This window comes from Microbacterium sp. Kw_RZR3 (assembly GCF_029222405.1).
Taxonomy (GTDB): Bacteria; Actinomycetota; Actinomycetes; order Actinomycetales; family Microbacteriaceae; genus Microbacterium.
In genome coordinates this window covers 17,817-34,001 of record NZ_JARHXC010000123.1, presented here as the reverse complement: position 1 = coordinate 34,001, position 16,185 = coordinate 17,817, and the positions used below count along the sequence as shown (strand labels likewise).

Below are 16,185 nucleotides of genomic sequence, written 5' to 3'. Positions count from 1 at the left end.
GCGCCGGGCGGCGTCGATGGTGGGGACACCCACGTCGCCCAGGGCGAGGCGCGAGCCGCCGAGCAGCACGGGCGCGACGTAGACCAGCAGCTCGTCGGCGAGGCCGTCGCGGATGAAGGCGCTCGCGAGCGTCGGCCCGCCCTCGACGAAGACGCGCTGGATGCCCTGGCCGGCGAGCTCGGCGAGGACGGTCTGCAGGTCGTGCGTCGCGAAGAACAGGGGCTCTCGCGGATGCCGACGGACGGCGGCATCCGGAGCCGTCTCGCTCTCGCCGATGATGACAGGCACGGGCTGGGCCGCGAGCGGCTTACCGTCTTCATCCCGCGCGGTCAGAGCCGGGTCGTCGGCGCGCACGGTTCCGGTGCCGGCCACGATCGCATCCGCGCCCGCCCGGCGGGAGTGCACGTCGCGACGTGCGTCCGGACCGGTGATCCACTGGCTCGTCCCGTCGTCGGCGGCGGCACGGCCATCGAGGCTCTGCGCCCACTTGACGGTGACGTGCGGGCGACCGGTGCGCTGCAGGGCGACCCAGTCGTGAATCAGTTGCTCCGCGGCGTCCTTCTCGACGCCGCGTTCGACGTCGACACCGGCGGCGCGCAGCCGGTCGGCTCCACCGGAGGCCGCCGCGGTGGGGTCATCGAGAGCGAAGACCACACGGTCGACGCCGGCTTCGATGAGCGCGACGGCGCACGGGCCGGTGCGCCCGGTGTGGTTGCAGGGCTCGAGGGTCACGACCGCCGTCGTGCCGCGGGCCGCGCCGGGCGGGAGCTGCGAGAGGGCGTCGACCTCGGCGTGCGAAGTCCCTGCGCCGCGGTGGTACCCCTCGGCGAGGATCTCGCCGGTCGGGGAGAGGATGACCGCGCCGACCTGCGGGTTGAGCCCGCGCGGGCCGCGCCGGGCGAGCTCCAGCGCTCGCCGCATGGCGTCGATCTCGACGGCGGATGCCATTTCCCTGTCCTTCCCGCGGCGTCGGGGCAGGGCCAGCGGGAAGGCGCGATGCGCCGTCCGTGCTGCCTCCTATCCGGACTAGCGTCGGTTTCCCGTCGCATCACCGTCGGTCCCGGAATTCCACCGGATCGGCCCCACCGCACAGGCGGAGGGGTTCGCGGACTGTCACCGCCGGTTCGGATTCTCACCGACCCCGGAGCACGTTGTTTGCACTTCGAAGTGTAGTCAACGTAGTGTGGCCGGTTTCATTCCCCGACATGGATTGACACGAAGGCGCCGGCCGCGCGCTATTTCAGAAGCCGCGACAGCCGCCGGTCGGCCAGCAGCTTGCCGCCGGTCTGGCACGTCGGGCAGTACTCGAGCGAGTTGTCGGCGAAGAACACGCTGCGCACCTCGTCGCCGCAGACGGGACACGCCTCACCACGTCGTCCGTGCACGCGCATGCCGCGCCTCTTCGCATCCTTCAGCTCCGCCGGCGGTTTGCCGCGCGCTTCGTCGATCGCCTCGGTGAGCGTCTCGACCATCGCGCGGAAGAGCCGGTCGACCTCGTCGTCGGTGAGCGTCGCGGCGAGGGCGTATGGAGACATCTTCGCAGCGTGCAGGATCTCGTCGGAGTACGCGTTGCCGACCCCGGCGATGATCGACTGATCGCGCAGCACGCCCTTGATCTGCGTGCGGCGTCCGGTGAGCAGCGCGCCGAACGCGGCGCGGTCGAAGCCGTCGCTCAGCGGGTCGGGACCGAGCCGCGCGATGCCGGGCACCTCGTCGGGGGTGCGCACCGCATAGACGGCGAGCGACTTCTTCGTGCCGGCCTCGGTGAGGTCGAAGCCCGAGCCGTCGTCGAAGCCGACGCGCAGGGCGATCGGGGTCTTCCCGGGCTTGATGATCGTGGACGGCAACGCGTTGTACCAGCGCAGCCACCCCGCCTTCGCGAGGTGGAAGACCAGGTGCACTCCCGCGTCGGTCGAAACGTCGACGAACTTGCCGTGCCGGTCGACGGCGGTGACGGCCGAGCCCACCAGAGCCGTCAAAGGCGGGTCGTAGGTCTTCAGCGCATTGATCGCCGACACGGTTGCCTTCGACACGTGCAGCCCCGTGACACGGCCGCGCAGGAACCCCACGAGCCCCTCGACCTCAGGCATCTCCGGCATGCGCCCATGCTGCCATGGGTCTCCGACATCGTCACGACCCTTGCGTCGGTGCGCTGCGTCTCGGTTCGTCGAGGCAGGGGGCGCTGGATTCGGAGATGCGTCGCGGATTCGGACGACGGTGAGCCCTGGCATCCGGATCTGCTGCCCGTTTCCGAATCCGCTGCGCGGCAGACCTCTCGTTCAGCCTCGGCGCAGGAGCCCGATGCGGTCGTAGACGTCGGCGAGGGTCTTCTCGGCGACGGATGCCGCCCGCTCGGCGTTCGTCGCGAGCACGCGGTCGAGCTCGGCGGGGTCGGCGAGGAGCTCGAGCGCACGCTCGCGCACCGGCTCGAACTCGTTCACCACGACCTCGGCGAGACCCTTCTTGAAGTCGCCGTAACCACGGCCCGCGTACTCGTCCTCGATCGCGGTGATGTCGCGGCCGGTGAGGGCGGAGTAGATCACGAGGAGGTTGGAGACACCCGGCTTCTCGTCGCGGTCGAAGCGCACGGACCCCTCCGAGTCGGTGACCGCCCGCATGATCTTCTTCGCGCTGACCTTCGGCTCGTCGAGCATCCACAGCACGCCGGCGTCGGACTCGGCCGACTTCGACATCTTGGAGGTGGGGTTCTGCAGGTCGTAGATGCGGGCCGTTTCGCGCTGGATCATCGGCTTCGGCATCGTGAAGGTCTCGCCGAAGCTCTTGTTGAAACGTTCGGCGAGGTCGCGGGTGAGTTCGATGTGCTGCTTCTGGTCGTCGCCGACCGGCACGACGTCGGTCTGGTACAGCAGGATGTCGGCGGCCATGAGGACCGGGTACGTGAAGAGGCCGACGTTGGTGGCATCCGCTCCGTAGCGTGCCGACTTGTCCTTGAACTGCGTCATGCGCCCGGCCTCGCCGAACCCGGTCATGGTCGAGAGCACCCACTGCAGCTCCGCGTGCGCGGGGACGTGCGACTGGACGTAGAGCGTCGAGCGCGACGGCTCGATGCCCGCGGCGATGTACTGAGCGGCCGTGCGACGGGTCTTTTCGCGACGCTCGGCGGGGTCGCCCGGCTGCGTGAGGGCGTGCAGGTCGACGACCGAGAAGAAGGCGTCGTACTCGTCCTGAAGCTGACGCCACTGCAGCAGCGCACCGATGTAGTTGCCGATCTGAAGGCTGTCGGCGGAGGGCTGCATTCCGGAGTAGAGGCGCTGCTGAGTCACCCCTCGATCCTAGGCGTCGGGCACGCCGCGCCCGGACCCTGCGGTGAGCATCGTGGCGAGGGCCGCAGCACCGCGCGCGGGACTCCGCCCCCGTGCCCTGGACGCGGACACCAGCACAGGGTGCCGCACCCCGCTCCCGCGGCCTGGCCGCGGACCCGCCCTCAGCGCCCGAGCGCGTAGTCCACGATCACCGGGGCGTGGTCGCTCCAGCGCGTGTCGTAAGAGGGCGCTCGATCCACGCGGTACGCGGTCACCCGCTCCGCCAGCGCGGGCGTGGCGACGTGGTAGTCGATGCGCCATCCGCTGTCGGTGTCGAACGCCTTCCCGCGCATCGACCAGAACGTGTACGGTCCCTCGACCTCGCCCATCTGTCGACGCCCGACGTCGATCCAGCCGAGGCCGGTACCGACGGAGCCGTCGACTCCCTCGACCTTCTCGCCGGCGGGCCCGAAGAAGCGGTCGAAGTACGCACGTTCGCGCGGGAGGAAGCCCGCGTTCTTACGGTTGCCGCGCCAATTCTTGATGTCGAGCTCGCGGTGCCCCACGTTCAGGTCGCCCGTGACGAGAGCGAGCTCGCGCTCGGCCTTGAGGGTCTGGAGACGCTGCTCCATGGCATCCAGGAACAACCACTTCGCGTCTTGTTTGGGGGTGTCGACCTCACCGCTGTGCACGTAGGCGCTGACGATCGTGATGGTCTCGCCGTCGATGTCGAAGTCGGTCTCGATCCAACGGCCGGACGCGTCGAGAGGCTCGGGGCCGAGGTGCGTGCGGGTGTCGACGCCGGGGAGCCGGCTGATGATCGCGACGCCCGCGCGGCCCTTCTGCAGCGCCTCGTCGTTGACGATCTCCCACCCGGGGAGGGCCTCCGAGAGCTGGTCGGCGGTGGCGCGCACCTCTTGCAGGGCGACGATGTCGGCGCCCGAGGCTTCGAGCCATTCGGTCATGCCCTTACGGACGGCGGCACGGATGCCATTGACGTTGATCGAGACGATGCGTACGGAACGAGCCACCCCACGAGCCTAACGGGGGCTTCCGACATCGGCCCGGTCAGTCGGGGAGGAGCGACGTGCGGCGGGGAGCGGGAACGGCGGCCTGCGCCTGAGCGAGATTCCTCCGGGCCGCGGCGACCCGTCGGCGTGCGCGCCAGCGCCACGGCCAGCGGGCGGTCGCGGCCGCTCGCTCGGCCTCGCGCACCCCCACCTGCGCGGCGATGACGAGAGCCGCCTGCTCCATCGCGAGCCTGTCCTCCGGCGAACGCAGGGGCACGTCACGGTCGCCCGCCGCGACGGCGATCCAGGCGGCCGACACGAGGATGACGATTCCGATGAGGCGGAACCAGAGGAGGAAACCGATGAGGGCGGCGAACGTTCCGAGGAGGGGGTTCGTCGGGGTGTACACGAGGAGGAATCCCGCACCGATCTGCAGGACGACCATTCCGCCGGCGCCCACGAGTGCGCCCGGCCAGGCCCGCCGCCAGCTCAGGCTCGTCCCGGTCAGGAAGCGGAAGAGCGCGGCGAGCGCCACGGTGTTCACCCCGAACGCCACCAGGGTCGAGATGGCCCGCGCACCGATCGTCCACCCGGGTGTCTCGCGATCCCACCCGAGGATGCCGAACACGAGGTCGACGGCGCCGGTGGTGATGGAGCCGAGCAGGGCGCCGACCAGGAGCGCGAGCCCGAACAACAGCGATGCGACGAAGTCACGGGCCTTCAACAGCGCGTAGTTGCGCATGTCGAAGGGGAGGCCGAACGTGTCGCGTACCGCGCGGCGGGTGAAGGTCACGAACCCGATCGCCGTCCAGATGACGACGATCGCTGCGACGGCACCCGTGATGCCGAGCAGCTTCCCGCTCTCCTGCGCGACGGCCTCGACCTTGTCGGGCTGCACCAGGCCGTTCTTGCTGATGAGCCCCGGGATGTAGCTGTTGATGATGCCGATGAGCCCGTCGATCGCAGCCTTGCTTCCGCCCAGCCAGATCCCCACCGCCGCGAACGACAGGTACAGCGCGGAGAAGACGGCGAACAGCCCCTGGTAGCTCATCCCCGCGGCGAGCAGGAAACCGTTGTGCTGGAGGAAGTGCCGCCAGACCCGGATCGGGAACCACTGCACGACCTTGGCCGCCCGTGCGAGCGGTTCGTCGAGGCGCTCCCGCACCGCCAGCTGAGCCGCGTCGAAGCGGTCGCGCAGCGTGCGCTCCTCTTCGCCGGCCGCGGGGAGCGGGCGCGGGTCGTGGCGGCTGTCGGTCACGCGTCGAGCCTAATGAATGGATGCCGCGGGGTCGGGCCCGCAGACGCCGAACGGCGGGGCGCCGGAGCGCACCCGCCGTTCGAAGAGGGAGGGATCAGCGACCGCCGCGAAGGACGGCCTGCTTGACCTCGGCGATGGCCTTGGTGACCTCGATGCCGCGGGGGCACGCCTCGGTGCAGTTGAAGGTGGTGCGGCAGCGCCACACGCCCTCTTTGTCGTTGAGGATGTCGAGGCGCACGTCGCCCGCGTCGTCGCGCGAGTCGAAGATGAAGCGGTGCGCGTTCACGATCGCCGCGGGGCCGAAGTACTGCCCGTCGGTCCAGAACACGGGGCACGACGAGGTGCACGCGGCGCAGAGGATGCACTTGGTCGTGTCGTCGAAGACCTCGCGGTCGACGATCGACTGGATGCGCTCCTTGCCGGGCTCGGGCTTCGAGTTCGAGATGAGGAAGGGCTGCACCTCGCGGTAGGAAGCGAAGAACGGCTCCATGTCGACGATGAGGTCCTTCTCGAGCGGCAGGCCCTTGATCGCCTCGACGTAGATCGGCTGCGAGATGTCGAGATCCTTGATCAGCGTCTTGCACGCCAGGCGGTTGCGACCGTTGATGCGCATGGCATCCGAACCGCAGATGCCGTGCGCGCACGAGCGGCGGAACGACAGCGAACCGTCGACCTCCCACTTGATCTTGTGGAGGGCGTCGAGCACTCGGTCGGTCGAGTACAGCTCGACGTCGTAGTCGACCCAGCGGGGCTCGTCGTCGACCTCGGGGTCGAAACGACGGATGTTGAAGGTGACGAGGAACGACTGGATGCCGGTGTCCTCAGGAGTCTGCTCGACCTCGTCCGAGGTGTCCGCTGAGGTCTCCGGTCCCTGAGCCTGTCGAAGGGCGGTGGATGCCATCTCAGTACTTCCTCTCCAGCGGCGGGTAGCGCAGCTCCCCAGCCTCGTTCTTGGTGAACACCACGGGCTTCCAGCCGAGCTCGATGTGATCGGCGGGGTGCGACGAGTGGGGGTCGCCCGACAGGTACGCCATGGTGTGCTGCATGTACTTCTCGTCGTCGCGCGTGGGGAAGTCGTCGCGCATGTGACCGCCACGGCTCTCTTCGCGGTTCTGCGCCGAGTACACGACGACCTCGGCGAGATCGAGCAGGAAGCCCAGCTCGACGGCTTCGAGCAGGTCGGTGTTGAAGCGCTTGCCCTTGTCGTCGACATGGATGTTCTTGTAGCGCTCGCGCAGGTCCGCGATCACATCCATGACGTGGGCGAGCGACTCGTGCGTGCGGAAGACCTGCGCGCCCTTGTCCATCTCGTCCTGCAGCGTCTTGCGGAGCACGGCGATGCGCTCGGTGCCGCTGTTGTTGCGCAGGCCCTCGATCATCCCGCGCACCTCGGCGGCCGGGTCTTCGGGCAGGGGCACGAAGTCGGCGGTCTTGACGTACTCGACCGCGTTGCGGCCGGCGCGCTTGCCGAAGACGTTGATGTCGAGCAGCGAGTTGGTGCCGAGGCGGTTCGAGCCGTGCACCGACACGCACGCGCACTCACCGGCGGCGTAGAGGCCCGGCACGACGGTGTCGTTGTCGGCGAGCACCTCGGCCTTGATGTTGGTCGGGATGCCGCCCATCGCGTAGTGCGCGGTCGGCATGACCGGCACCGGCTCGACGACCGGGTCGACACCGAGGTAGGTGCGGGCGAACTCGGTGATGTCGGGGAGCTTGGTCTCGAGCACCTCGGCACCCAGGTGCGTGCAGTCCAGCAGCACGTAGTCGCGGTGGGGGCCGGCGCCGCGCCCCTCGGCGACTTCCTGCACCATGCACCGCGCGACGATGTCGCGGGGCGCGAGGTCTTTGATCGTGGGGGCGTAGCGCTCCATGAAGCGCTCACCGCTGGCGTTGCGCAGGATCGCTCCCTCGCCTCGCGCGCCTTCGGTGAGAAGGATGCCGAGCCCGGCGAGGCCGGTCGGGTGGAACTGGAAGAACTCCATGTCCTCCAGCGGCAGGCCCTTGCGCCACACGATGCCGACGCCGTCACCGGTGAGGGTGTGGGCGTTCGAGGTGGTCTTGAAGATCTTGCCGAAGCCGCCGGTGGCGAAGATCACGGCCTTCGACTGGAAGACGTGCAGCTCGCCCGTGGCGAGGTCGTACGCGACGACGCCGGCGACCTGGGTCCCACCCGCGGCATCCTTCACCGTGATGAGGTCGAGCACGTAGAACTCGTTGAAGAAGTTGATGCCGAGCTTCACGCAGTTCTGGAACAGCGTCTGCAGGATCATGTGGCCCGTGCGGTCGGCGGCGTAGCACGCGCGGCGCACGGGCGTCTTGCCGTGGTCGGCGGTGTGCCCACCGAAGCGACGCTGGTCGATCTTGCCCTCGGGCGTGCGGTTGAACGGCAGGCCCATGTTCTCGAGGTCGATGACGGCGTCGATGGCCTCTTTGGCGAGGATCTCCGCGGCATCCTGATCGACGAGGTAGTCGCCGCCCTTGATGGTGTCGAAGGTGTGCCACTCCCACGAGTCCTCTTCGACGTTGGCCAGGGCCGCCGCCATACCGCCCTGCGCAGCACCGGTGTGCGAGCGGGTCGGGTAGAGCTTCGAGATGACGGCGGTCTTCGCGCCGGGACCGGCCTCGATGGCCGCGCGCATACCCGCGCCGCCCGCGCCGACGATGACGACGTCGAACTGGTGGTAGTGGACGCCGTCCTTGACGACGGAGTCCGAAGAAGTCTGAGTGCTCACGTGTGCGATACCTCTGCTGTCAGGGGAAAGAAGGGATGCCACGGGCTCACGCCGCTTGGCACACGTCCCACAGGGAGCTGCTCTCGGTGACACCGAGGCAGGGGTCGAAGGTGAAGACGACGAGCGTGCCGAGCAGGATGAGGAATCCGGCGGACAGCCACAGCGACCACACGAGGACCTTGCGGACCGTGGCGTTCGTCACGTAGTCGTTCACGATCGTGCGCATGCCGTTCGCGCCGTGGATGAGGGCGAGCCACAGCATGAGCACGTCCCACCACTGCCAGAAGGGCGAGGCGAGCTTGCCGGCGACGAACGCGAAGTCGATCTGGTGGATGCCCTCGTTCGTCATCAGGTTGACGAACAGGTGGCCGAAGATGAGGACGATCAACAGCACGCCGGAGGCGCGCATGTAGATCCATCCCCACTTCTCGAGGTTGGAGCCCTTCTTGCGCACGCTGGGCGTGCGCGGGGCGGGGATCGTGCTGGCTTCCTGGGCGACGGACATCAGTGGCTCCCGGTGACGGCGCTGAAGACGTTGATGAGGTGGCGCGGGGTGAAGCCGAGCATCGTGACGACCCAGAGGCCCAGGACACCCCACCAGAGCTGACGCTGGTGACGCGTGGCCCACGGCCAGAAGTCGACGAGGATGATGCGCAGACCGTTGAAGGCGTGGTACGCGATCGCGCCGACGAGGGCGACCTCGCCGAGGCCCATGATCGGGTTCTTGTAGGTGCCGATCACCGCGTCGTACGCCTCGGGGGACACGCGGATGAGTGCCGTGTCGAGGATGTGCACGAGGAGGAAGAAGAAGATCGCCACACCCGTGATGCGATGCAGGACCCATGACCACATGCCCTCGCGACCGCGGTACAGAGTGCCGCGCGGTCTCTTCGAGGTGGTCTCTTTCACCGACGGCGTGGCACGTGCTGGTGCTGACACGGTCGTCCTCCCTGATCGAACACGGTGGGGGAGCCGGCAGAGGCCCCAAGCGTCACACGGGCGCCAGGAAATACTACGTCCGAGCTATGAATCGAGGGGATTAGGGCGGCCTAACAGTCTCTCGACATCGAGATACTTTCGGCCCCGCTTCGTGGTGCGCGTCACGTGTCCGCACACCGCCCGACAAGGGAGGGAAACACGATGCCACTAGGGTCGGTGCCATGGCAGACCCCGCTATCGACGACTTCTACGCCGTGATCCCCGCCGGAGGGATCGGGAGCAGGCTCTGGCCGCTCTCGCGCGCCGACGCCCCCAAGTTCCTCCACGACCTGACCGGGTCGGGGCAGACGCTGCTCCGCGACACCTGGGATCGCCTCGCGCCGCTGTCGGGGGAGGGGCGCATCGCCGTGGTCACCGGCCGGGCGCACCGCGCCGCCGTCGAGCGCGAGCTCCCGGGCGTCCCCGATCACAACGTCTTCCTCGAGTCCGAGCCCCGGGACTCGTCCGCGGCCATCGGTCTCGCCGCCGCGATCCTCGTGCGCCGCGAGCCCGACGTCATCATCGGCTCGTTCGCGGCCGACCACGTGATCCGTCAGACGCGCCAGTTCGAGTTCGCCGTGCGTCAGGCCGTCGCCGTCGCGCGCGAGGGATACATCTGCACGATCGGCATCCAGCCCAGCGAGCCCTCGGTGGGCTTCGGCTACATCAAGCAGGCCGGCGAACTGATCGTGGACGGCGCCCCCGAGGCGTACATGGTGGAGCGCTTCGTCGAGAAGCCCGACCTCGACACGGCCAAGCAGTACTTCGAAGACCGCGCCTACCTCTGGAACGCGGGCATGTTCATCACGCGCGCGGACGTGCTGCTCGCCGAGCTCGCCGTCAACGAGCCCGAACTTCACGCCGCGCTGCTCGAGCTGGCCGAGGCCTGGGACGATCGCGATCGTCGCGGCCCGGCGGTCGATCGCCTCTGGCCGAGTCTGAAGAAGATCGCCATCGACTACTCCGTCGCCGAGCCCGCGGCCGAGAAGGGGCGCCTCGCGGTCATCCCCGGTCACTTCGACTGGGACGACGTGGGTGACTTCGCGAGCCTGTCGAAGCTCAACTCGCACGGACGCAACGAGCTGGCGATCCTCGGTGAAGACGCGCGCGTGCTGGCCGACGCCTCCAGCGGCATCGTGGTCACCCAGACCAAGCGCGTCATTAGCCTCATCGGAGTACGCGACATCGTGGTGGTCGACACCCCGGACGCCCTCCTGGTGACGACGGCCGAGAACGCCCAGCGCGTCAAGGGTGTCGTCGACGCGCTCAAGCTCACCGGTCGCGGCGACGTCCTGTAAGACACCGGATGCCAGGATGTCTGGCATCCGGTTCCTCGCTACGCGGTGTCCTGTGGCGGAGGGATCACGCGAGATTGCGTCTTTGTAACCATTGCCGCGCGCGGGGCCTCCCGGTGCACAAGCGGATCGTCACAGTGGGTAACGTGACGGGATCGTCCCCCGAACCCGTTGGGGGCCCTCGTCTTGGAGGACCATTCGTGAAGACCACGAAGAAGGCCGTTTTCAGCGGTCTCGCCATGATCGGCACCGCGGTGCTGCTCGCCGGCTGCGGCGCTGCACCCGAGAGCAACGGTTCGTCCGCGGCCGCCGGTGCCAGTGACTACCTGCCCTGCATGGTGTCCGACTCGGGTGGATTCGACGACAAGTCGTTCAACCAGCTCGGCAAGGAGGGCCTCGACGCCGCCGCCTCCGAGCTCGGCTCGAAGAAGCCCATCGAGGTGCAGTCGCAGTCCGAGACCGACTTCGCGTCGAACCTGCAGAACCTGGTCGACCAGGGGTGCAACACGATCATCACCGTCGGCTTCCTGCTGGCTCCGGCCGCTCTCGAGTCCGCGAAGGCCAACCCGGAGCTGCAGTACGTCTCGATCGACGACACCGTCGACCAGGACTTCGACGGCAAGACCGACGCGCCCAACATCAAGCCGATCATCTTCGACACGTCTCAGGCGGCGTACCTCGCCGGCTACCTGGCCGCGGGCACCTCGAAGACCGGCGTCGTCGGCACCTTCGGCGGCATGAACATCCCGACCGTGACCATCTTCATGGACGGCTTCGCGCAGGGCGTCGAGAAGTACAACGCCGACAACGGCACCTCGGTGCGCGTCGTGGGTTGGGACCGCGCCGCGAAGGACGGCTCGTTCACCGGTGGCTTCGAGGCCAACGACACCGCGCGCCAGACCGCGCAGGCCCTGATCGACCAGAACGTCGACGTGCTCCTGCCCGTCGGTGGCCCGATCTACCAGTCCGCCGCCGTCGCCATCCAGGACGCCGGTCGCGAGATCGCCATGGTCGGTGTGGACGCCGATGTGTACGAGACCGACACCGACCCGAACGTCCAGAAGATCCTGCTGACCTCGATCCTCAAGGGAATCGATGTCGGTACCAAGGACGCCATCGTCGCCGCGGGTGAGGGCAACTTCGACACCGCGCCGTTCATCGGCACGCTCGAGAACGACGGCGTGGGCCTGGCGCCCTACCACGACTGGTCCGACCGCGTGTCGTCCGACCTGACGGCGAAGGTCGACGCCCTCAAGGCCGACATCATCAGCGGCAAGATCAAGGTCGAGTCGTACCTGGCCGGCTGAGAGAACCCACTCACCGGGGGAGGTCGGCGTCTTGCCGGCCTCCCCTCCTCATGAAGCGGGCGGATCCCGCCCGCTTCGCCAGACTCCGATCCGCCCACAAGGCCGGTCGGTCTCGTCGGATGCCTCCCGCGTCCGATGCCACAGAACTTAGGATCGGGAACATGAAGCTCGAACTCCGCGGGATCACGAAAACCTTCGGATCCCTGGTGGCGAACGATCACATCGACCTCACCGTGGAGGCCGGAGAGATCCACTGCCTGCTCGGCGAGAACGGTGCCGGCAAGTCCACCCTCATGAACGTCCTCTACGGCCTCTATCAGGCCGATGGCGGAGAGATCCTGCTCGACGACGTCGTCCAGCACTTCTCCGGCCCCGGTGACGCCATGCGCGCCGGTATCGGCATGGTGCACCAGCACTTCATGCTCATCCCCGTCTTCACCGTCGCCGAGAACGTCATGCTCGGGCACGAGCCCACCAAGATCGGCGGGCGCCTCGACCTCGCCGCTGCGCGCGCCAAGGTGCGCGAGATCTCGGACCGTTTCGGGTTCGACGTCGACCCCGATGCCCTCGTCGACGACCTCCCCGTCGGCGTGCAGCAGCGTGTCGAGATCATCAAGGCGCTCTCGCGCGATGCCAGGGTGCTGGTCTTCGACGAGCCCACCGCCGTCTTGACGCCGCAGGAGACCGACGAGCTGATGGCCATCATGCGTCAGCTGCGCGACGCGGGCACCTCGATCGTCTTCATCACGCACAAGCTGCGCGAGGTGCGCGAGGTCGCCGACCGCATCACGGTCATCCGCCTCGGCAAGGTCGTCGGAGAAGCCGAGCCCACCGCATCCAACGCCGAACTGGCCTCGCTCATGGTGGGCCGTGCCGTCGAGCTCACGGTTCAGAAAGAGCCACCGACCCTCGGCGAGGTCGGCCTGCGGGTCTCGAACCTCACGGTCGTCGACGCGATCGGTCAGCTCGTCGTCAACGACGTGAGCTTCGACGTCCGTCGCGGCGAGGTCCTCGCGATCGCGGGTGTCCAGGGCAACGGGCAGACCGAACTCACCGAGGCGCTGCTGGGTCTGCAGGAGCGCGTCGAAGGGTCCATCGTGCTCGACGGCTCCGAGCTGAACGGCCGGAGCGTGCGCGCCGTGCTCGACGCGGGCGTCGGCTTCGTCCCCGAGGACCGCAAAGAAGACGGTCTCGTGGGGGAGTTCTCCATCGCCGAGAACCTCATGCTCGACCGCGCCGACGGGGCGCCGTTCATCAAGGGCGGAGCGATCCAGCTCTCGACGCTCGCCGACTTCGCTCGCGAGAAGGTGTCGGAGTTCGACGTGCGGACGCCCTCGATCGAGACCCCCGTCGGGCGTCTGTCGGGCGGCAACCAGCAGAAGGTCGTGCTCGCGCGCGAGCTCAGCCGCGACCTGCGGCTCTTCGTGGCGGCGCAGCCCACTCGCGGTGTCGACGTCGGGTCCATCGAGTTCATCCACAAGCGCGTCATCGAGACGCGCGACTCCGGCGTCCCCGTCATCGTCGTCTCGACCGAGCTCGACGAGGTCACGGCCCTGGCCGACCGCATCATGGTCATGTACCGCGGTCGCGTCGTGGGCATCGTCCCCGGAGACACCTCGCGTGACGTGCTCGGCCTCATGATGGCCGGCGAAGCGCCCCAGAACGAAGGAGTCGCCGCGTGAGCGATTCGCACAGCCCCCACGACCCGACCGCCGCGCGCGCGGATCGCGCCGCCGAGGTCGCGGAGGCCGGTCAGGCCGACCTCGCGCTCGAGGGCAGCGCCGTCGTCGATCCCGTCTCGGGCGCCCGCAAGGTCGCTCCGGAGCCGGCGGCCGATGAGAACCGCTGGCGTCGCGCCTTCCGCGAGATCGCGACGGGCAACGCGATCATCTCGGTTCTCGCGGTGATCCTCGCCCTGATCGTCGGCGCGATCATGATCGCCGCCACCGACGAGAACGTGCAAGCGGCCTCCGCGTACTTCTTCGCCCGTCCGGGCGACACGCTCTCCGCCATCTGGACCTCGGTGTCGGGTGCGTACTCGTCCTTCTTCCAGGGCGCGATCTACAACTTCCGTCGCCCGGAGTTCGCCACTGGCATCCGCCCGCTGACCGAGACGCTCACCTTCGCGACCCCCCTCATCGCGGCGGGTCTCGGTGTCGCCCTCGCGTTCCGCGTCGGCATGTTCAACATCGGTGGCCGCGGCCAGATGCTGGTGGCGGCCGCCGCGGGCGGCTGGGTCGCCTTCGCGTTCGATCTGCCGTGGGGCATCCACATGATCGTCGCTCTCGTCGCGGGTGTCGTCGCCGGTGCGCTGTGGGCCGGGATCGCGGGTGTGCTCAAGGCGCGCACCGGCGCGCACGAGGTGATCGTCACCATCATGCTCAACTACGTCGCGTTCTACATCGTGTACTACCTGCTGCGCACCCCCGGTCTGCTGCAGGCCCCGGGTTCGAACAACCCGACGACCCCGGCGATGAAGGACACCGCGGTGTTCCCCGACCTGCTCGGTTCGGGCTACAACCTGCACTTCGGCTTCATCCTCTCGATCGTCGCCGTCGCGGTGGTCTGGTGGATCCTCGAGCGGTCCTCGCTGGGCTTCCGCTTCCGTGCCGTCGGTCTGAACCCCAACGCCGCACGCGTCGCGGGCATCAACGTCAAGTCGATGTACGTCTACGCGATGCTGATCTCCGGAGCCCTCGTGGGGCTCGCGGGTGTCGACCAGGTGCTCGGGACCGTCACGACCGGCTTCTCCAGCGGCATCGACGCCGGCATCGGCTTCGATGCGATCACCGTGGCGCTGCTCGGCCGCTCCACTCCCGTCGGCGTGCTGGTCGCCGGCATCCTGTTCGGTGCGTTCAAGGCCGGCGGCTTCGCCATGCAGGCCGCCAACGGCGTTCCCGTCGACATCGTCCTCGTCGTGCAGTCGCTCATCGTGCTCTTCATCGCGGCGCCGCCGTTGGTGCGTGCGATCTTCCGCCTGCCGACCCCCGGAGCGCGCCCCTCGAAGGCTCGCGTCGCCAAGAAGAAGGAGGCGGCCCGGTGACCACCACCGCCGCACAGCCCGAGGCCGCCGCGCCCGCGCTCGACAAGGCCGTCGTCGTCGGGTGGAAGGCGCCCATCGTCTACGGCGTGATCACGCTGCTGGCGCTCGTGCTCTTCGTCATCGCCCGCCAGGACGGCGACGCGGTGTTCCGCATCTCCAGCCCCGGTGAGTTCCTGCAGCTGCCCGAGGTGGTGCTCGGCGGCGTCGTCACCGGCATCGTGTGCACGGTGCTGCTCGCCGCGGTCACCGTGGTGAGCGCGCTCATGGTGCGCGCCCGCCGCCGTCCGCCCATCTGGCTCGCCGTCATCTTCGCGCTCGTCTTCATGGTGGGCTTCCTGACGTGGGCTGCCGCGGGCGCCACGACGGCGGTCATCCCGCTCACGGGCCTCCTCGCCGGTGGGCTCAGCCTCTCGGTGCCGCTGATCTTCGGTGCCATGGCGGGCGTGCTGAGCGAGCGCGTGGGTGTGGTCAACATCGCGATCGAGGGCCAGATGCTCGCGGGCGCTTTCACCTCGGCGGTCGTGGCGACCGCGACGGGCAACCCCTTCGTCGGTCTGCTCGCCGCTGCCGTGTCGGGTGTTCTCGTGTCGTTCGTGCTGGCGGCTTTCGCCATCAAGTACTTCGTCGACCAGGTGATCGTCGGTGTCGTGCTGAACGTGCTCGTCGTCGGCCTGACGAGCTTCCTGTTCTCGCAGGTCCTCTCGCCCAACGCCACCACGCTCAACTCGCCCCCGCGCTTCCCGCGCCTGCCGATTCCCGTGCTCGCGGACATCCCGATCATCGGTCCGATGCTGTTCAACCAGACGATCATCGTGTACCTGATGTACGTCACGGTGGCCCTGGTCTACGTCGGCCTCTTCCACACCCGCTGGGGTCTGCGTCTGCGTGCCGTGGGCGAGCACCCGCAGGCCGCCGATACCGTCGGCATCAACATCGCCAAGACCCGCTTCTGGAACGTCTCGCTCGGCGGCGCCATCGCCGGCCTCGGCGGCGCGTTCTTCACGCTCGGCTCCGTCGGCGCGTTCAACAAGGAGATGACGGCCGGTGCCGGTTACATCGCCCTGGCGGCGGTCATCTTCGGCCAGTGGGACCCGATTCGCGCGACGCTCGCGGCTCTGCTCTTCGGCTTCGCGTCGAACCTGCAGAACACCCTCGGCGTCATCGGTTCACCCGTGCCCAGCGAGTTCATGCTGATGCTGCCGTACGTGGTCACGATCTTCGCCGTCGCCGGTCTCGTCGGAAAGGTCCGCGGCCCCGCGGCCGCCGGTAAACCGTACGTCAAGGGCTGACCCAGCCCGC

Annotated in this window: 14 protein-coding genes; 5 read left to right on the top strand and 9 right to left on the bottom strand. The window is 68.5% G+C overall.

Features of this window, described 5'->3' with window-relative positions; translation table 11 throughout:
• The 9 genes from ribD to sdhC form a co-directional block, all read right to left on the bottom strand.
• A partial coding sequence (gene ribD, locus P2P98_RS06745) for a bifunctional diaminohydroxyphosphoribosylaminopyrimidine deaminase/5-amino-6-(5-phosphoribosylamino)uracil reductase RibD (protein ID WP_275798386.1) occupies positions 1 to 948 on the bottom strand: 948 nt, incomplete at its 3' end.
• 287 nt (positions 949 to 1,235) lie between these two features.
• A complete protein-coding gene (locus P2P98_RS06740; protein WP_275798384.1) occupies positions 1,236 to 2,099 on the bottom strand; it encodes a DNA-formamidopyrimidine glycosylase family protein in 864 nt (287 codons plus the stop codon).
• Positions 2,100 to 2,279: 180 nt separating this feature from the next.
• Positions 2,280 to 3,284, bottom strand: coding sequence for a tryptophan--tRNA ligase (gene trpS, locus P2P98_RS06735; protein WP_275798382.1), 1,005 nt, complete (start codon positions 3,282 to 3,284; stop codon positions 2,280 to 2,282).
• 161 nt (positions 3,285 to 3,445) lie between these two features.
• Positions 3,446 to 4,294 carry an exodeoxyribonuclease III gene (locus P2P98_RS06730; RefSeq protein WP_275798380.1) on the bottom strand — a complete coding sequence of 283 codons (849 nt, stop codon included), beginning with the start codon at positions 4,292 to 4,294 and terminating at the stop codon, positions 3,446 to 3,448.
• A 37-nt stretch (positions 4,295 to 4,331) separates the two neighbouring features.
• Complete coding sequence (locus P2P98_RS06725; RefSeq protein WP_275798378.1) at positions 4,332 to 5,531, bottom strand: YihY/virulence factor BrkB family protein; 1,200 nt, start codon at positions 5,529 to 5,531, stop codon at positions 4,332 to 4,334.
• A gap of 94 nt (positions 5,532 to 5,625) precedes the next feature.
• Positions 5,626 to 6,432 carry a succinate dehydrogenase iron-sulfur subunit gene (locus P2P98_RS06720; protein ID WP_275798376.1) on the bottom strand — a complete coding sequence of 269 codons (807 nt, stop codon included), beginning with the start codon at positions 6,430 to 6,432 and terminating at the stop codon, positions 5,626 to 5,628.
• 1 nt (position 6,433) lies between these two features.
• A complete protein-coding gene (gene sdhA, locus P2P98_RS06715; protein ID WP_275798374.1) occupies positions 6,434 to 8,263 on the bottom strand; it encodes a succinate dehydrogenase flavoprotein subunit in 1,830 nt (609 codons plus the stop codon).
• Between the two features lie 46 nt (positions 8,264 to 8,309).
• Complete coding sequence (locus P2P98_RS06710) at positions 8,310 to 8,768, bottom strand: succinate dehydrogenase hydrophobic membrane anchor subunit (RefSeq protein WP_275798372.1); 459 nt, start codon at positions 8,766 to 8,768, stop codon at positions 8,310 to 8,312.
• A complete protein-coding gene (gene sdhC / locus P2P98_RS06705; protein WP_013583715.1) occupies positions 8,768 to 9,202 on the bottom strand; it encodes a succinate dehydrogenase, cytochrome b556 subunit in 435 nt (144 codons plus the stop codon). The genes P2P98_RS06710 and sdhC overlap by 1 nt, the downstream gene beginning before the upstream one ends.
• Before the next feature lie 221 nt (positions 9,203 to 9,423).
• Between sdhC and P2P98_RS06700 the strand changes: the two genes are divergently transcribed.
• The 5 genes from P2P98_RS06700 to P2P98_RS06680 all read left to right on the top strand — a co-directional run bounded on the left by P2P98_RS06700 (position 9,424) and on the right by P2P98_RS06680 (position 16,175).
• The gene (locus tag P2P98_RS06700) at positions 9,424 to 10,539 is read left to right on the top strand and encodes a mannose-1-phosphate guanylyltransferase (RefSeq protein WP_275798369.1); all 1,116 of its coding nucleotides are present in this window, start codon (positions 9,424 to 9,426) and stop codon (positions 10,537 to 10,539) included.
• Between the two features lie 197 nt (positions 10,540 to 10,736).
• Positions 10,737 to 11,843, top strand: coding sequence for a BMP family ABC transporter substrate-binding protein (locus tag P2P98_RS06695; protein WP_275798368.1), 1,107 nt, complete (start codon positions 10,737 to 10,739; stop codon positions 11,841 to 11,843).
• Positions 11,844 to 12,004: 161 nt separating this feature from the next.
• Positions 12,005 to 13,525, top strand: a complete 1,521-nt coding sequence (locus P2P98_RS06690) for an ABC transporter ATP-binding protein (RefSeq protein ID WP_275798366.1) — start codon at positions 12,005 to 12,007, stop codon at positions 13,523 to 13,525.
• Positions 13,522 to 14,886: an ABC transporter permease gene (locus P2P98_RS06685; RefSeq protein ID WP_275798364.1), complete on the top strand. Its 1,365-nt coding sequence runs from the start codon at positions 13,522 to 13,524 to the stop codon at positions 14,884 to 14,886. Before P2P98_RS06690 ends, P2P98_RS06685 begins: the two co-directional genes overlap by 4 nt.
• The gene (locus P2P98_RS06680; protein ID WP_058595517.1) at positions 14,883 to 16,175 is read left to right on the top strand and encodes an ABC transporter permease; all 1,293 of its coding nucleotides are present in this window, start codon (positions 14,883 to 14,885) and stop codon (positions 16,173 to 16,175) included. Before P2P98_RS06685 ends, P2P98_RS06680 begins: the two co-directional genes overlap by 4 nt.
• The last annotated feature ends 10 nt before the right edge of the window (positions 16,176 to 16,185 follow it).

What these genes read in the sequence shown, in the direction of transcription:
- P2P98_RS06740 (WP_275798384.1), bottom strand. Translation starts at nt 2,099, where the DNA reads ATGCCGGAGATGCCTGAGGTCGAGGGGCTCGTGGGGTTCCTGCGCGGC.
- P2P98_RS06720 (WP_275798376.1), bottom strand. Translation starts at nt 6,432, where the DNA reads ATGGCATCCACCGCCCTTCGACAGGCTCAGGGACCGGAGACCTCAGCG.
- P2P98_RS06710 (WP_275798372.1), bottom strand. Translation starts at nt 8,768, where the DNA reads ATGTCCGTCGCCCAGGAAGCCAGCACGATCCCCGCCCCGCGCACGCCC.
- P2P98_RS06700 (WP_275798369.1), top strand. Translation starts at nt 9,424, where the DNA reads ATGGCAGACCCCGCTATCGACGACTTCTACGCCGTGATCCCCGCCGGA.
- P2P98_RS06690 (WP_275798366.1), top strand. Translation starts at nt 12,005, where the DNA reads ATGAAGCTCGAACTCCGCGGGATCACGAAAACCTTCGGATCCCTGGTG.